Here is a 16,944-nt window from a genome sequence, read left to right on the forward strand (position 1 = left end):
TTATTTTACCGATTGCTGTAATGCTTTTGCAAAGTTATTGGCAACAGCTTGTCTTTTTCCTTCAGGCACATGTTCTTTTAGAATATGCGTGATAGAATTTCCTAAACACATAAGGCTCAAGTCAACAGTAGAATGTTGCTGAGTAAGTACGTTTAATAGCTGGTCAACAATTTCTTCAACTTGCTCGTTGGAGTATTTTGATTGGATAGGCATCAGTAAGTTCAATATTAAAGTGTTATAATTTATTTATTTTAACACTAGAGGCGTGAAAAACAAAGATGAGCATTGAGGTGAATAAACTTGTTGTACATTATGTAGACAAGAAAGATGAAGATACACAAATCCATTTGCGCAATGATGAAATGCAAGTTAATGACCGTGTAAATGTGTTTATCGAACAGTTACATCACGCTTACAACGGAAAGCCGGGTAAAGGGTATTGCGCGTTTAGTGGAGATAAAAACAGTCAGGTGTCGGCTGCTATGCAAAGTTATCGAAATGATGAACTTGGATTTTGGCACATGACGGAGCAGGCGACTGAGGTATTAAAAGAAGAGTTGAATAAATATGCTTTTAATGAGACAGGTTATTTAGTTTTTTGCCATTATCAATACGTTGCAACCGATTATATATTAATCGCCCTAATTAATATTAAGGACCATTATTCGATAACATCGGAACTCGATTTGTCATCATCTCGACATTTAGATATTTCCCGTATGCAACTGGCCGCAAAAATTGATTTATCAGCATGGGACACTCAACCAGATGACGCGCGATATATTTCGTTTATTAAAGGTCGAGCGGGTCGTAAAGTAGCTGACTTCTTTTTGGACTTTTTGGGCTGTGAAGAGGGAATAGATCCGAAGCAACAATCTCAAGTCATGCTAGAAGCGGTAGAAGACTATTTGAGTGAACAGCAGTTTGATAAGCAAGAAAAAGACACGTTGCGAAAAGAAGTATTTGATTATTGTAATGATTGTATCGCATCAGGAGAAGATGCCAATATTGAAACGTTATCAGATACATTGTCGAAATCAGGCGATACACAATTTGATGATTTTTATAAAGATCAAGATTATGCCTTAGAAGAATCATTCCCAGTAGATAAGAAAACCGTAACAAGTATGGTTAAGTTTTCTGGTCTTGGAGGTGGTGTAAGTATAGGATTTGAACGCAAACATTTGGGCGAGCGAGTGACTTATAATGCTGCAACCGATACCTTAACAATAAAAGGGATCCCACCTAATTTGAAAGATCAGCTTGAACGCCATTACGATGAAAGTGAATGAATCAAGGGTTGTTTGAATAAAGGCCACTAGCGTGGCCTCTATACGTGTTATGCCGACTACGAATGACCAGAAATAATAAATTTAGCAAGCTGTGTTGATAATTTCTCGGCGAGCTTAGTCATTGCATTGCTCTTGGCTGTGTCTTTGAAAGAAGAGGCTGCTTTAACACGGCTATTAAAGTGTGCTTTTTCTTCCCCATTTTCAATAACGACCATATAACTTTCTGCAACAGAATAATAAGTACCTGACTGGTATTTCTCTTGCCACTCAACTCTAAAACTTAGATCGAAATCAGCATTAGATTGTGTAACTTTTATGCCATTACGAGTAAGGGCACTCGAGAGAAGGTCATCTACTTTTGCGTGCTGCATATTATCAGAGACAACATTGAAACTAAGGTTGTTTAGTATGAGCTCGCTTGTTTCTAATTGCTTATTTACTTTGGCCGGTATATTGACGAAAGGGCTTTGGAGCATATGTAAATATGCGTTCAGTTTACCGCGCTTAGCCGCAAACGTTTTTATTTTAACCGCTTTTTTTAGCAGCTCTGATTTACTAGTGCCTTGTATATTAAATTCACTTATCTGAGTATCGAGCGCATTGATACTGAGTTCAGTTTGCATTATGGCTTCAGTACGATTAAATGAAGCAAGTGCATAGTTAACATCATTTAACTGATATTCTTGTTCTATCTTCACTCCTTGCAGCTGAATCGTCGGGACGTTAGAGCTTATCAATTCATCAACATGAAATTGCATTGACTTTTCATTGGCAGTTTGTTGTACGGTGGTAGTTCCTGATATTGATACATTCAACTGTTTTGCAAGCTCCAAACGAGCAGCTTCTTGCGCAGCAAGTTGGGCTTGGCGCGTGTCGCCTATGCTTTTGGCACTGCCAACACCGTATACCAAATATGCTGATGTAGGTGTGGTCGTCAGCCAAGTGGGTTTGGTTATATTTTCAGAGCTGTTCTGAGTGGTTTTACATCCGCTTAGTAATGCAACAGAGACACAAAATGCCACGCTGGTTTTAGAAACCAAAGCGTGAGCGCTCCTGAACTTTTTGAATTTTCTTCTGGCCATTCCATACCTCCCGGTTTGTTGTCATGTCAATTAAACGTAAATCTACTTGATAGAAAGTCACGCGGCTGCCTCCTTGTTCATCTAAAAAAGAGTTAATAGTGCCTGATAGGGCGTAGTCAGCGCCTTGCTCTTGGCCCATTTCATTTTGTGTTGCTAAGCTTGAGTTAAGTTCCTGATCTTTTCGCTCATTTCTAATCTCACCGCGTAAATCTGCGCTGGCAACAAAATCCGCTTGTCCAGAGCGCAAAATTGCGCGTTTTAAATCGTTTAAAAAAGTATCAACAGCAATATGCTGATGAGATTTATTGCGAACTGATTGAATAATTACTGCAGGCCTTGTACCTTCCTTAGCTAGATGATCGTTAACCCACGGAAAGCTCAGCATGTCGTTGACCATTGCTTCTGATACAAGTTGAGAGTCTTTGCCATTCCATTTATCAGATAGAGCAACTTCTTGATTCGAGTCTACGCGACGTACCTCTGTGCTTTTACACCCTACCAAAGCAAGAGATAGAGCAATATAAAGAGGGGTCATTGTGATTAATTTAGGTGTTGTTTTCATACCATTTATTCCAAAGTAAAAATTGATTGTGCAGATGATGTCGGTTGCTTTTGCGAATTAATAAAAGTTCTGGTTTGCCACAGGGACATAGATCCTTTTACATCAACATTGTCCGTTTGTTCTATTACACGTCCAGAATTCAGCACTGTTTTGATGGTGACTTGGTGTTGCCCCACTGGCAACGGTATTTGAGACACTCTTATTTCTGCGGGTAAAGACTGCCATTGCCGTGTATCCGCAGAAGCCGTGACAGCATTAACGGCTGACGTTGCTAACTTGGCGATACCACTGAATACATTGTTTTCTTGTAAACCTGTTTTATTTAGTAATTGTTGTGCTGTTATTGCTTTTACAACTTCGCGAGTCAAAGCTAATTGGATTTCAGTATTAGCATTTTCTAGTGCACTCTGCAGTGTTAATAATTCAATTGAATAAAAAGTTTTTAGCTCCGATTGCTTTTTGCCATTAACCCAAACTTCTGAGCCTTGGACTCTCGTTTCTGAAGGGGATAAGTAGGTAACTGAAATTCTTCCTCCATATTCTAAAGCATCAATCAGACCTACTTTCTTAGCATCGTCCCATAATCCACCGAGAGGAATACGCTTTGTTAATAGTCCGAGTGCGACGTCAGATATGTCACCCATTGCATAGTTTTGCATCATGTCGAATAAACTGGTGTCAGCGAAAAGCATTTGAAACCATTTCATCTGAATTTGTTGTTCTCGATGTGACCCCATCGGAATAGGTGTGATTACCAACGCTTTGGATTTGTGATCGGCCCTTAGAATGAGGTTAAATTGTTTACGCTTTGGCGCCACACCAAGATTCTGTAAAATGGTCAATTGGCTGCCATCATAATCGTTATGAGATTGGACTTTCGATTGGATATGACTGAGTTCTTCTTCATAACCTCCAGCCTGTTTCATTACTCTTACTAAATTTTTATAAACCTGCTCGGTGGTTTGATTTGGCAATTGGTATTGTTTTGCAAACCCTTTTTCATACGCCAGTGCCGCACGTTGATATTGCAATCTAGCGCTATCCAACTCACCACTTTGTTCATTAAGTAGACCACTTAAATAATGTGCAAAGGCATCATCTTTATATTCAATATTAGTGAGTAAATCGCTCGGTGAAAAAAGAGGTTGAAAAATGGCATAAACTTGATTGGTTAATTCATCACTACTTGGCGCATGATAACCACCTGTTTCTTCCGTTAATCCTTCTAAGTAAACGTTTAATTGTCGCATTTCAATCAGTGACGCGTCTAGCATCTCTTGCCTGCGAGTAGGTTGAAGCGTGCCAAGTGCATTGTAGTTCATGGCTTTCATCATATGTAGCAATGGACGGTAATATTTTTGACCATGAAAAGTAGTATAAGTAGGACCACTAAATTGCGACAATGCTTGCTCAGAAATACTCTTCGTGTAAAAAGAGTCAAGTAGGTCTTTTGCTTCACTTAAGTGTTCGTTACTTTGCGCATATTTTTTTTCTAATTGGAAATAAGTGGCAAGTTCAAGGTGATATAAAAGTCTATTCTTGCCTTGACTACTATAGTTACGTTTTATAGTTGTCCTTGCTGAGACAAGTTCACCTTTTTGAGCCAATGCAATTGCATTGTTTTTTTGAAAGTGCGTGACGTTGCAAGCACTTAAACATGTTAAAGTACTCATTAGTAGTAATTTTTTTAGGGTGTTTATGACGTTTAAATTCAAAAATGCGTCCTTTGCACTCAATTATAATTGAGAATATATTACAGTAACTTCCCTAAGTTAGATAAAAAGAAATGATATTTAAAGCAATAAATTGTTAAAAATCGTTTTTACACTTTATTACTGTTAATGCGATGTATTTTTGCTAGATTAACTCTAAACCGCTCAATGCTAAAAGGAACCACTATGAAATTGAAACCAATGTTAACAACTTTGATTATTGCTGGGATGCTATCTGCGTGTAGTTCAACTAAAAATGACGCTGCATCAAGCTCGAGTGTAAATATACCAGAGTGGGTATTGAACCCTGTTGTAGAAAATGGGATCGCGGCGGCTGATTGCATTAAATATTCGGGTAATATTTCAATAGACCAAAAAATGGCTGTTGCGAATGCACGTCTCGCGCTTTCTCAGCAGATAGAAACGCGTATAGAAGGCTTAGACAAAACTTTTGCAAACAGAACTGATGCGAATGAAGAGACAACAGTCGGTACTACATTTAGTTCGGTTTCTAAGCAATTAACTAAACAAACACTCAGTGGATCTCGTATTGTTAAAGCTGATGTTGTGGAGATTGGTGGTAAAGATTATTTCTGTGCATTGACTACGTTATCTCCTGAGCTGACAAAAACGCTTTTTAAAGACCTCATAAAAGAAACTAAGCCAAAGATAAATGCCAAAGATGAGCAGTTTCTATATCAAGAGTTTAAAGCATTTAAAGCAGAGCAAGATTTAGAAAAGGAAATTGCTAAGCTGACAAACTAATCACGGCTCAGTATTCGCGTAATAACACGTTATTACGCGAATACTGTATTTTATCTATTTTGGAGAACAGCATAATGAAAAAATTTATCGCATTTGTTGTTGCCACTCATCTTCTACCGACCCAACTTCAAGCAAGTCAAGCGCAATTATACGCCGAGTTAGATGAGGCTATGAATGGTTGGCAAACAAGTCAACATTCAGTGCAAGACAAGGATGAGTTTGAGCAATTTAAGACACAGCACCTTAATGAATACCACAAATATGTTGAAGAGCACTTTGCAGAGTTTGATGCTTTTAGAGATAAGTTGATTAAACAATGGGGTGATGCTCAGACTTCGACAACAAGTCGGTATGTACATTATTCTCAAGCTGAAAATACCAGATTAATTGTCGATTTCGAGCAAGATCAATTAGTGGTTAGTATTAAGCATCATGCTGATACTGATGTTTCTCAGGAAAATGCACAGGCTGTATTTAAACGATTTCTACAATCAAATAGTGCATTATTAACTGAATTTTTTAAAACACAATCAGTCAAAGAGCAGCAAGCTGCAATTGAGAAAAGTGAATCTTATATTATTGATAATAAAGTACGGGCAAAAGCACTGCTTGATGCAAAGCAGCAGATACAAAATCAAACACAACAACAGCAGCAATTGCTTGAAAAGCAGTTTGACGCGCTATTAGCGGGGGAAAACGATGTATTGTCTCCTAATGCGTTGACTAACCCCCAAAACTATAATGCACAACAAGTACTTGAGAAGAAAAAAGCTGACCTACTGACATTGCAAAACAATAGACTCAAAAGCCTAAAAGAAAGTATCAAAGAGTTACCATCTGGGCGCAGTGACAGCTCTGTTACAGAGTTTGTGATAAAGTTGCCAAAAAATACACTCGCTAAGCAGCGAGCGAGCAGTTACCTCAATCAAATAACCGCTCACAGTAAGCGGTTTGAAATTGACGGTAGTTTAGTACTCGCGGTGATGCATACCGAAAGTCACTTTAACCCACTGGCTAAGTCTCATATTCCAGCCTATGGATTGATGCAAGTTGTACCAACCAGTGCAGGCGTTGACGTAAATCGGTTTTTGTATGATATAGATGAGCCTATGTCAGAACCTTACTTATATGTTACTAACAATAATATTGAAGCGGGTACTGCATATTTACATATATTAAATGATCGATATTTAAGACATATAGAAGACCCCATAAGTCGTAAGTACTGTACTATAGCTGCTTACAACACTGGAGCAGGCAATGTTGCTAGGGTATTTAATAGTGATGATTCACGAAATATAAAGAAGGCGAGTCGTGTAATTAACTCGATGTCTCCTGAGTTAGTTTTAGAAGCACTCCAAAGTCGTTTACCCTATGATGAAACAAAGCATTATCTAGAAAAAGTGTTATCAAGAGAGGCACTTTATATTCAATAGAATATGTATCACTTAGTAAATGATAAAAGAACAGAGTTTAAATCGGCCGCAGCGATAAGTGGCTGATCCCACACTAGGCAAATAAGTTCTGTGACATCTACAAACCATGCTGAAATTAACACTGCCTTTACCATGCTACCTTTACTAGACTTAAAGTATTACTGTCGCTTTTCATCGCGGTGCCGTCTTATCGCAATCAATCTTCTTGTCACAAGCTTTCTTTGCTGAGTTAAGCATAAAACTGTATAGATTAACAAACTATTATTTGGGTGTGTTCGCGTATGGACTTGAAGGGTTTGTATTGATGTTCCGTAAAAAGTTATTGATAGCTTAATAGGTTGGAGGAGGTCAGAACTATTGGTTTGATTAAGGCCTTTACCGTTATCAACATAGGTAGGAGTGTATTTGTATTAGGGTAAAAAAGGCCGCAAAAAAGCGGCCTTTTAATTGAGTTTTTATCTTTTAGCCAACTTGAGCAGGTGATGCCATAGCAGCACTAGCTCGTCCTGCTGGGGCTTTAGAGCCCGCAGAAAGGCCTGAGTTTTCTACTAATTCTCGGGCTTCATGTGGCATTGCAGAAGGGGTTATTACAACACTAGGGTCTTCTACACTACTGGCCTTTTTCATCGGTGCACTCGCATTTTGATTAAAGCGGATACGAGACGTACCATGAGAATTATCAAGCACTGGTGTGTTCACAACGGTCGCTTCAATAACGGGTGCTTCAACAACTGGTGCTTCAGTAACAGGTGCTTCAACAACTGGTGCTTCAGTAACAGGTGCTTCAACAACTGGTGCTTCAGTAACAGGTGCTTCAACAACGGGTGCTTCAGTAACAGGTGCTTCAACAACGGGTGCTTCAACAACTGGTGTTTCAGTAACCGGTGCTTCAACAACGGGTGCTTCAACAACTGGTGTTTCAGTAACAGGTGCTTCAACAACCGGTGTTTCAGTAACAGGTGTTTCAGTAACAGGTGCTTCAGTAACAGGTGCTTCAACAACGGGTGCTTCAACAACCGGTGTTTCAGTAACAGGTGTTTCAGTAACAGGTGCTTCAACAACTTGTGCTTCAGTAACAGGTGCTTCAGTAACAGGTGCTTCAACAACCGGTGTTTCAGTGACTGGGGTTTCAGTAACAGGTGTTTCAGTAACAGGTGTTTCAGTAACAGGTGCTTCAGTAACAGGTGCTTCAACAACCGGTGTTTCAGTAACAGGTGCTTCAGTAACAGGTGCTTCAACAACCGGTGTTTCAGTGACTGGGGTTTCAACAATCGGCGTTGAAACAGTATCTGTGGGTTGTTCAACGTCGTCACTGGCTTTCAACTGTGCTTCATATTCAGCAGCAGCTTGATCTGCAACAGGAACAAACGCAGGTTCTTCGTTATTTTCCACTTCAGGTTTACGGCGGCGTTGACCAGCTGCACGTAAATGGCGAGGAGAGCGCCTAGAGCGGGTTCTTGGTGCATCTTTCTCATTGTCATCAACTGCAATCACTGCTTGGTCTTGAGGTGATGCTTTTTCAACAATATCTTGCTGCGGTGTATTGTCGTCATTAGAAGGAGACGTTGCTTCAGCATTGTCTTTTTTCTTCACTCGCTTAATTGGTTTTTCAGCTACAGCTACAGTTGATTGCTCTGGTGCTTGCTGAGTCGCGTCTAATTCAACACTTTCAACTTTTTCTTCGGTGACACGTACTTTCTTACGCAGATTTCTTCGTTGGCGACGTGGCGGCTTAGCTTTAACTTCTTTAGCTTCTGTAGCGTCAGTTGTTGCAGTATCACCTTCGTTACTTGGTTTCTGGTGGTCAGTACGTTTACGGTTATTTTGACGACGCCTTTTATTACGGCCTTCGTTTTTATCGCTGCTATCATTGTTGACAGGTTGAGACTGAGTTTGTTCAGTTTCATTACTTTCAACGTGCTCATCTCGTTTTTTACCTGAGTTACGTCTACGTTGATTACGACGACGATTGTCGTTATTTCGACGCGGCTTTCTTTCCGAAGGTTTTGGCTCTGGAGTAGGTTCAGGCTTAACTTCTTCAGTTTCAAACAAACCTTTTAACCAACTACCAATACGAGAAAGTAAACTCGGTTCTGATGGTTCATTTGAGTTGGTAGGCGTTGTGACTGCTTCAGAGACAGGTTGAGGTGCAGGTGCTGAAGGCATAACGACACCTTTTAGAACCGGTTCTTCTTTAACCGTTGTTACGGTTCGTGCGACTTCAATGGTCTCAGGCTCAGGTACACTCATTTGTTCATAGCTAGCGGCTTCAGAAGTTTCATCTTTGCGTAACCGAACGACTTCGTAATGAGGAGTTTCTAGATGCTGGTTAGGTATAATCACCACGTCACAGTTATGGCGCTTTTCAATACGGTGAACTGATTTACGTTTTTCATTTAGTAAATAAGCCCCAACACGAACAGGAACTTGCGCATTAACTTGTGCCGTATTTTCTTTGATCGCCTCTTCTTCAATTAAACGAAGAATAGAAAGCGCGATTGATTCATTTGAACGAATCGTGCCTTGACCATTACAGCGTGGACATGAATGCTGACTTGCTTCACCTAAGCTTGGGCGTAAACGTTGTCGAGACATTTCAAGTAAACCGAAACGAGATATTTTACCAATCTGTACTCGAGCACGATCAGGTCGAACTGCATCTTTTAGACGATTTTCCACTTCGCGCTGGTGGCGAGGCGGTGTCATATCGATAAAGTCGATAACGATTAAACCGCCTAAATCGCGTAATCGTAATTGGCGAGCAATTTCATCAGCGGCTTCTAAATTAGTATTGAGTGCTGTCTCTTCAATATCGCCACCTTTAGTTGCTTTTGAAGAGTTAATATCAATAGAAGTTAGCGCTTCAGTTGGGTCAATTACAATTGAGCCACCTGATGGTAAGCGCACTTCGCGCTGAAAGGCTGATTCAATCTGGCTTTCAATTTGATAGTGAGTGAACAAAGGTACATCATTTTGATATAACTTCACACGGCTCATAAAGTCAGGGCGAAAGCGTTCAATATGCGCCTTTGCTTCTTCAAATACTCGGGCTTTATCAATTAATATTTCACCGATGTCGCGGCGTAAATAATCTCGAATCGCACGGAAAATAACGTTACTTTCTTGGTGTATTAAAAAAGGGGCTTTATCACTATCCGCGGCTTCTTGAATTGCTTGCCAATGCACAAGTAGCGCTTTCAAGTCATATTCTAACTCTTCAAAAGATTTACCAACACCAGCAGTACGAACGATTAATCCCATACCTTTAGGTAAATCAAGTCGGCTTAGTGCTTCTTTTAACTCAATACGCTCGTCACCTTCGATACGGCGAGAAATTCCACCTGCACGAGGATTATTCGGCATGAGTACCAAATAACTACCAGCAACACTGATAAATGTAGTAAGTGCAGCACCTTTTTGGCCTCGTTCTTCTTTATCAACTTGAACAATAACCTCTTGGCCTTCTTTAATCACATCTCTAATGTTCGGACGACCATTGAAAGTGTATCCGGAAGGGAAGTACGTTTTTGCTATTTCTTTTAAAGGAAGGAAACCGTGACGCTCGGCGCCATAATCTACAAAGGCTGCTTCAAGAGATGGTTCGATACGGGTAATTTTACCCTTGTATATATTGGCTTTTTTCTGTTCGTGACCAGGGCTTTCGATATCTAGATCGTAAAGGCGTTGGCCGTCAACCAGTGCGACGCGCATTTCTTCTTGCTGCGTAGCATTGATTAGCATACGTTTCATATTGTTACTCTACATTTCAATTTTTAGTTAAGCCTGATTGATATCACTCGCCGACATTTAGTGTTCCTAGGTATTTAATACAGTCTCCCGACTGGGGAAATGGGAACAATCAGTATCACCGGCTTCACAGTGCCTTATATTTGGCTAACTTCGCCATTGTTACTGGCACCTGTGAGCATCGCTATTTGCGTTTGGTGTTTGCACGGGCTAAAGGGCTCGGTGTTAAACAATCAGACATATATCTTCTATTTTTTGCTTTTTTAAGCTTAACCATGCTTAGCTTCACACTACATTCTATTACGCGCAACGCAGTGGGCTAAACGCACGTGTTTTAATTGGGGCTAAAAAGCGTTGGAGATCCAAGCTTCAATCTGTATGATCTGGCACCCAAGATGTGCATCACGGTTGATTTTTGCGATAAAAAGCGAATCCGCAAAAATTGCGGACCAATTATCCCACTAATATACTCGTGATAGCAACTAAATTATTACTCAAATCAGTGATTAGGCAATGTCAGAAAAACCGGCTCTAAAAGTTAGCTTCGTAACTATTACCGAAGATCAAGATGGTCAGCGGATAGATAACTTCTTGTTGACGCATTTAAAAGGGGTACCAAAAAGTGCTATCTATAAGATTTTGCGAAAAGGCGAGGTGCGTGTAAATAAGAAGCGTATTAAGCCCGTATATAGGTTACAACTAGATGATTTAGTGCGTATTCCTCCTGTAAAAGTTGCAGAGAGGGAAGAGTTCGTTCCAAAAAACCTAGATAAAGTAGCGGGTCTTGAAGATGCGATTATATATGAAGATAAATATTTGATTGTCATAAATAAACCATCAGGTATGGCAGTGCATGGAGGCAGTGGCTTGAGTTATGGCTTAATTGAGGCTTTACGTGCGCTTCGACCGGATGAAAAGAGCTTGGAGCTGGTACATCGTTTAGACCGAGATACGTCTGGCTGTTTGTTAATATCTAAACGACGCTCGGTACTAAAAAGTTTGCATGAGCAGCTGCGTGAAAAAACCATGGAAAAGAATTACTGGGCGTTAGTGACGGGTGAATGGGCATCAAAATTGAAAAATGTGACGGAGCCGCTAAGAAAGAACACCTTACAGTCAGGTGAGCGAGTTGTTCGAGTTGACCTTGAAGAAGGGAAAGCATCACACACTCGTTTTAAAGTGTTACAACGATTTGATGATTGCACTTTGGTACAGGCGTCTCCTGTGACTGGTCGTACGCATCAAATACGTGTTCATACACAATGTAAAGGTCACCCTATTGCGTGTGATGACAAATATGGTGATCAGGTATTTGACGGTAAAATGCGTAAACTCGGTTTAAATCGTTTATTTTTGCATGCGCATGATATTCGCTTTTTCCATCCTAAAACTGAGACAACCTTACGAGTAGAAGCGCCATTAGATAAAACGTTAAAAAATTGTTTGAAGGTTCTACGGAGCTAAGTTGATGAAGTATAAACTGATAATTTTTGATTGGGATGGCACTCTGATGGACTCTATACCAAAAATTGTCCATTGTCTTAAATTGTCCGCATTGCAGGTGGGTTTACCTGAACCTACTACCAGTGAAGCCGCAGCGGTTATTGGGTTGTCATTGGATGTTGCGATAGCGGCCTTGTTTCCTGAACAAGAAGATTATTGGACCGAGCTGGTCACAGGGTATCAAGCGAATTATAAAGCAAGTGATAGTATACAACCTGTGATGTTTGAGGGAACTGCAAAATTATTGAGCGACCTGCGTGATCAGGGTTTGCTGTTAGCTGTCGCGACAGGGAAAAGTCGGCAAGGACTGAATAGAGTTTTGGATGAGTCGCAACTGTGTGATTATTTCATTACGAGTCGAACTGCGGATGAAGCTCATTCGAAACCCGCACCTGATATGCTTAAGCAGATCCTCAATGAAGTAGGAATAGATGCAAGTTCGGCGTTGATGGTGGGTGACTCTTTATTAGATATGACGATGGCAAGCAATGCGAATATGGATGCTGTTGCCATGAGTTGGGGGGCCGCTGACAAATTATCATTGTCAGCATCAAAAGCGTTAACGATATGTGATAGCTACGTACAACTACGACAGATTATTTGCAGTTAATACATCGACTCCTTGAGCTAATAATAGTTGTGTCAACCGTATTAGCGGAAGACCTATTAAGCTATTGGGGTCGTCTCCTTCCAATTTATCAAATAAGCAGATCCCTAGACCCTCACTTTTGAAGCTACCCGCACATTGATAAGGTTGTTCGATATCACAGTAGGCATTGATCTGTTTATCATTCAAAATGCGAAAATAAACATGGAACGGTTCAACCAGGGAAGTACTTTTGTTTTGTTCAATATTGTATAAACAAAGGCTAGTTAGAAAGGTCACTTTCTGGCCACTAAATTGGCGCAATTGCGCAATGGCATTTGGTTTTGTATGTGGTTTTCCTAAAACCTGATTTTGATGCACGGCTACTTGGTCGGATCCTATGACAAGGCCTTGGGAATAGAACTTTTTAGCCGTGTGTGCTTTTTGTTCTGCTAACCGCAAAACCAATTGCTCGGGTGTTTCACAATTGAGTGCGGTTTCATCAATTTCAGGATTGAAAGAAGAAAAAGGGAGATTTATTTTTTTTAAAATAGACTGCCTAAATTCAGAACTTGAGGCTAGAATTAGAGGGATTTTCATAAATACTCTGACGTCGTTATAATTATGTCGCTAGAATAGGACGCAATCAGGCGAAAAACAAAGGAAAGTTTGAGATTTATTTTGACTAACATACTAACAATCTATATGATGCAGCCCCTATGCAAAAGGTGAAAATTCCCGTCACTCTTGATCCAAGCAGAGCAGCTCAGCGCCAACTTAGTTATGATGGTGTTGTTCAGCTTGAAGAACTTTCTCGTTTAGAGCAAGTTGTGCGTGATCAAAGCGGTGAAATAGCGGTACAGATTCATTGCAAAAATGATGAACAAGGGTTAACAGTTGTGTATGGTTCAATCCAAGCACATCTAACTGTTGTTTGTCAGCGTTGTAATGATGAACTAGGGTTGGATTTGGTCCAAGATTTTGCTTATTCACCTGTAAAGGCGGATACAGAGTCGGACGAACTTCCTGATAACTACGATATAGTAGAACTGGATGAAGATGGAGAAGTTAATCTTCGAGCATTAATCGAAGATGAATTGATTTTGGCTATTCCAATAGTTCCTACACATAACGAAGTTAACTGCTCTTATTCTGAAAAGCCAGCCAGCTTTGGAGAAGTAGATGCAGAAGAAAGTAAACCAAATCCATTTGACATTTTAAAACAACTTAAGAAAGATTCTTAGGAGAAGGCTCATGGCAGTACAAAAAAGCAAAAAGTCTCGCGCAAGACGTGGTATGCGTCGTTCACACGATGCGATCAGTGGACCAGCTTTAACTGTAGATCAGGTTTCAGGCGAGACTCATCGTCGTCACCATGTGACTGCAGATGGTTACTACAAAGGCGTTAAAGTAATTTCTAACTAAGAGATTACTTTATGCTGACTCATCTAACCATAGCGTTAGATATGATGGGGGGCGATTACGGCCCCCGTTCATCTATCCCCGCTGCTGTTTCTGCAGTAAACAAACATGCCAATTTAACGTTACTCTTATGCGGTAATGAAAGTGTTATAAGAGAGCGCTTAACCAGTCTCGACTCGATAAACCATCCCCGCTTAATTATTAAGCATTGTTCTGAAGTTGTAACGAACAGCTGTGAGCCTGCATCAGCGCTGCGAAATAAAAAGTCGTCGTCAATGAGAGTTGCTCTTGAACTTGTTAAAGCCGGAGAAGCACAGGCGTGTGTCAGTGCAGGTAATACTGGGGCACTATTTTTTATGGCTCATTATGTCTTAAAAATGCTACCAGGTATCAAGCGACCAGCATTAATTTCAGCAGTGCCTACAGAAAAAAAACAACCAGTGTATTTGTTAGATTTGGGAGCGAATGTACATTGTGACGCGCATACTTTATTTCAATTTGGGGTAATGGGATCAATTGTTGCAGGTCAAGCTCAAAATATTCCAAGCCCTAAAGTTTGCTTACTTAATATAGGTTCAGAAGAAATAAAAGGCCATGACACAATAAAAAGAGCCGCCGAGTTAATGAAAGAAACACCACAGATCAATTATCAAGGCTATTGTGAAGGTAGTGATATGTTTTCTGGTAAGGCCGATGTTATTGTGTGCGAGGGATTTGTGGGTAATGTGGCTTTAAAAACATGTGAAGGAATAGCGAAACTTATTATGTATAAGTTTACAAAATCATTGAAAAAGCATGTATTTTATCGGTTGCTAGCATTTGTACTTAAACCAGTCATAAAAAAACTGTATAAACGCGTGAACCCCGACCAGTATAATGGCGCAAGTCTGGTAGGATTGCGGGGGATTGTTGTAAAAAGCCACGGAAATGCTTCGAATAAAGCATTTCTTGCTGCAATTGAAGAAGCTTCGCGCGAAGTCGAGCGTTGTATTCCGGATAAAATCCAAGCCACTTTTGCACAAATAGCAGCAAAATCAGAACATTCGTCATCTTCGCTCGAAAACTAATGAAGTAGTTGTGATGAGCGATATGGCACAACTATTATTATTAAGAGCACCATATGTCACAGAAAATTGCACTTTTGTTCCCAGGACAAGGATCTCAAGCGGTCGGTATGCTAGCAGAGTTACTTGCCACATCAGAGATTGTCAAAGAAACATTTTCAGAAGCGTCAGAAGCATTAGAATACGACTTGGCTGATCTTGTTTTAAATGGTCCTGAAGACGACTTAAATCAAACGCACCGTACTCAGCCAGCATTACTTACAGCGAGTGTTGCAATTTATCGCGAATGGCGTGCGAGCAACTTAGAAAGCGAAGTTGTAATGGCTGGGCATAGTTTAGGTGAATACTCAGCATTAGTATGTGCTGAAGTGATTTCTTTAGGTGAGGCTGTAAAACTGGTAGAAAAGCGTGGATTGTACATGCAAGAAGCGGTGCCTGCCGGTGTTGGCTCTATGGCGGCTGTTATTGGTCTAGATGACCAAATAATAGCGGATGCTTGTAAAGAGAGTGCACAAGGCCAAGTTGTTTCCCCAGTAAATTATAATTCGCCAGGTCAAGTTGTGATTGCGGGTCATAAAGAGGCTGTCGAAAGAGCATCAGCGGTGTGTAACGAAGCGGGAGCAAGACGGGTGATGCCTCTTTCAGTAAGTGTCCCTTCTCATTGTGCGCTAATGCAGCCTGCGGCAGATAAACTCGATGCAGATTTACAGCAGTTGGCTTTCTCTGACGCTAAAGTTGACGTTATCAACAACGTTGATGTTGTAATTGCACGCTCAGAACAAGAAATTAAAGGTGCGTTGGTTCGTCAATTATATAGTCCGGTTCGATGGACTGAGACATTTCAAAAACTTGCAGCTTTGGGTATCACCCAAGCATATGAGTTTGGTCCTGGCAAAGTATTGACTGGATTAGCGAAACGTATAGATAAATCAGTAGCATGTAGCGCAGTAAATACTGTTGCTACTATTGAATCTGCAAAATAATTAGAGAATTAATATGAGTAATTTGTTTTCACTGGAAGGGAAAGTTGTACTAGTAACAGGTGCTAGTCGTGGGATTGGTAAAGCGGTTGCTTCTGAGCTTGTTGCACAAGGTGCACTTGTAGCTGGAACAGCGACAAGTGAAGCTGGAGCAGAGAAAATCAGTGCTTATCTTGGAGATAAAGGTAAAGGGTACGCATTGAATGTGACTGACGCAGAGTCTATTTCGGTAACGCTTGCTGCAATTAAAGCTGACTTAGGTGATGTTGATGTGCTAGTAAATAATGCAGGCATTACGCGTGACAATTTATTAATGCGAATGAAAGACAATGAGTGGAATGATATCATTGATACTAACCTGAGTTCGGTCTATCGTTTGTCTAAAGCTGTATTACGCCCAATGATGAAGAAAAAGTCAGGTCGAATCATTAATATTGGGTCAGTTGTTGGTACGATGGGCAATGCAGGCCAAGCAAATTATGCGGCGGCGAAAGCTGGTGTTATTGGTTTTAGCAAATCGCTAGCACGAGAAGTTGCTTCTCGAGGTATTACTGTCAATGTGGTTGCACCTGGTTTTATTCAAACTGATATGACTGATGAGTTAACGGATGAGCAAAAAGCTGCGACATTATCAAATGTGCCAGCAGGGCGTTTAGGTCAACCACAAGAAATTGCAGCTGCAGTGTGTTATTTGGCGTCAGATGCTGCCGCGTATGTGTCTGGTGAGACACTTCATGTCAATGGCGCAATGTACATGGTTTAAGGCACTGAAGAGTGCAAGAATAAATTTAAA

General features: G+C 40.5%; 16 protein-coding genes. 10 read left to right on the forward strand and 6 right to left on the reverse strand.

Annotated features, from left to right (window positions below; genetic code table 11):
* On the reverse strand, positions 1-213 hold the full coding sequence (locus PAUR_RS07035; RefSeq protein ID WP_192507081.1) for a YejL family protein: 213 nt from the start codon (positions 211-213) through the stop codon (positions 1-3).
* A 65-nt stretch (positions 214-278) separates the two neighbouring features.
* Between PAUR_RS07035 and yejK the strand changes: the two genes are divergently transcribed.
* On the forward strand, positions 279-1,292 hold the full coding sequence (gene yejK / locus PAUR_RS07040) for a nucleoid-associated protein YejK (RefSeq protein ID WP_192507082.1): 1,014 nt from the start codon (positions 279-281) through the stop codon (positions 1,290-1,292).
* Positions 1,293-1,348: 56 nt separating this feature from the next.
* On the opposite strand, the gene PAUR_RS07045 is transcribed toward yejK, so the two are convergent.
* The 3 genes from PAUR_RS07045 to PAUR_RS07055 are packed head-to-tail and all read right to left on the reverse strand — an operon-like array spanning position 1,349 to position 4,609.
* Positions 1,349-2,374: an LPP20 family lipoprotein gene (locus PAUR_RS07045; protein WP_225738303.1), complete on the reverse strand. Its 1,026-nt coding sequence runs from the start codon at positions 2,372-2,374 to the stop codon at positions 1,349-1,351.
* Complete coding sequence (locus PAUR_RS07050; RefSeq protein WP_192507083.1) at positions 2,322-2,936, reverse strand: penicillin-binding protein activator LpoB; 615 nt, start codon at positions 2,934-2,936, stop codon at positions 2,322-2,324. The genes PAUR_RS07045 and PAUR_RS07050 overlap by 53 nt, the downstream gene beginning before the upstream one ends.
* A gap of 5 nt (positions 2,937-2,941) precedes the next feature.
* Positions 2,942-4,609, reverse strand: a complete 1,668-nt coding sequence (locus PAUR_RS07055) for a hypothetical protein (RefSeq protein WP_225738304.1) — start codon at positions 4,607-4,609, stop codon at positions 2,942-2,944.
* Positions 4,610-4,834: 225 nt separating this feature from the next.
* Between PAUR_RS07055 and PAUR_RS07060 the strand changes: the two genes are divergently transcribed.
* Both PAUR_RS07060 and PAUR_RS07065 read left to right on the forward strand, forming a co-directional pair.
* The gene (locus PAUR_RS07060; protein WP_192507085.1) at positions 4,835-5,413 is read left to right on the forward strand and encodes an LPP20 family lipoprotein; all 579 of its coding nucleotides are present in this window, start codon (positions 4,835-4,837) and stop codon (positions 5,411-5,413) included.
* Positions 5,414-5,487: 74 nt separating this feature from the next.
* The gene (locus tag PAUR_RS07065) at positions 5,488-6,849 is read left to right on the forward strand and encodes a transglycosylase SLT domain-containing protein (RefSeq protein ID WP_192507086.1); all 1,362 of its coding nucleotides are present in this window, start codon (positions 5,488-5,490) and stop codon (positions 6,847-6,849) included.
* A 462-nt stretch (positions 6,850-7,311) separates the two neighbouring features.
* Here PAUR_RS07065 and rne read toward each other — a convergent pair whose 3' ends face one another.
* Positions 7,312-10,599, reverse strand: coding sequence for a ribonuclease E (gene rne / locus PAUR_RS07070; protein WP_192507087.1), 3,288 nt, complete (start codon positions 10,597-10,599; stop codon positions 7,312-7,314).
* A gap of 510 nt (positions 10,600-11,109) precedes the next feature.
* Between rne and rluC the strand changes: the two genes are divergently transcribed.
* A complete protein-coding gene (gene rluC / locus PAUR_RS07075) occupies positions 11,110-12,060 on the forward strand; it encodes a 23S rRNA pseudouridine(955/2504/2580) synthase RluC (RefSeq protein ID WP_192507088.1) in 951 nt (316 codons plus the stop codon).
* A gap of 4 nt (positions 12,061-12,064) precedes the next feature.
* Positions 12,065-12,709, forward strand: a complete 645-nt coding sequence (locus PAUR_RS07080) for an HAD-IA family hydrolase (RefSeq protein WP_192507089.1) — start codon at positions 12,065-12,067, stop codon at positions 12,707-12,709.
* On the opposite strand, the gene PAUR_RS07085 is transcribed toward PAUR_RS07080, so the two are convergent.
* Positions 12,686-13,285 carry a Maf family protein gene (locus tag PAUR_RS07085; protein ID WP_192507090.1) on the reverse strand — a complete coding sequence of 200 codons (600 nt, stop codon included), beginning with the start codon at positions 13,283-13,285 and terminating at the stop codon, positions 12,686-12,688. The two genes, PAUR_RS07080 and PAUR_RS07085, sit on opposite strands and share 24 nt — an antisense overlap.
* Before the next feature lie 119 nt (positions 13,286-13,404).
* On the opposite strand from PAUR_RS07085, the gene yceD reads away from it, so the two are divergent.
* From yceD to fabG, 5 genes are read left to right on the forward strand one after another with little or no spacing between them, the layout of a single operon-like run.
* Positions 13,405-13,929 (forward strand): 23S rRNA accumulation protein YceD, encoded by a 525-nt coding sequence (gene yceD / locus PAUR_RS07090; RefSeq protein ID WP_192507091.1) that lies wholly within the window; start codon positions 13,405-13,407, stop codon positions 13,927-13,929.
* Between the two features lie 10 nt (positions 13,930-13,939).
* Positions 13,940-14,110, forward strand: a complete 171-nt coding sequence (gene rpmF, locus PAUR_RS07095) for a 50S ribosomal protein L32 (protein WP_070985127.1) — start codon at positions 13,940-13,942, stop codon at positions 14,108-14,110.
* Positions 14,111-14,121: 11 nt separating this feature from the next.
* Positions 14,122-15,174 carry a phosphate acyltransferase PlsX gene (gene plsX, locus PAUR_RS07100; RefSeq protein ID WP_192507092.1) on the forward strand — a complete coding sequence of 351 codons (1,053 nt, stop codon included), beginning with the start codon at positions 14,122-14,124 and terminating at the stop codon, positions 15,172-15,174.
* Between the two features lie 53 nt (positions 15,175-15,227).
* Positions 15,228-16,154, forward strand: coding sequence for an ACP S-malonyltransferase (gene fabD / locus PAUR_RS07105; RefSeq protein WP_192507093.1), 927 nt, complete (start codon positions 15,228-15,230; stop codon positions 16,152-16,154).
* A gap of 13 nt (positions 16,155-16,167) precedes the next feature.
* Positions 16,168-16,914, forward strand: a complete 747-nt coding sequence (gene fabG, locus PAUR_RS07110; RefSeq protein ID WP_192507094.1) for a 3-oxoacyl-ACP reductase FabG — start codon at positions 16,168-16,170, stop codon at positions 16,912-16,914.
* Positions 16,915-16,944 lie beyond the last annotated feature (30 nt).

This window comes from Pseudoalteromonas aurantia 208, assembly GCF_014858725.1.
Taxonomy (GTDB): domain Bacteria; phylum Pseudomonadota; class Gammaproteobacteria; order Enterobacterales; family Alteromonadaceae; genus Pseudoalteromonas; species Pseudoalteromonas aurantia.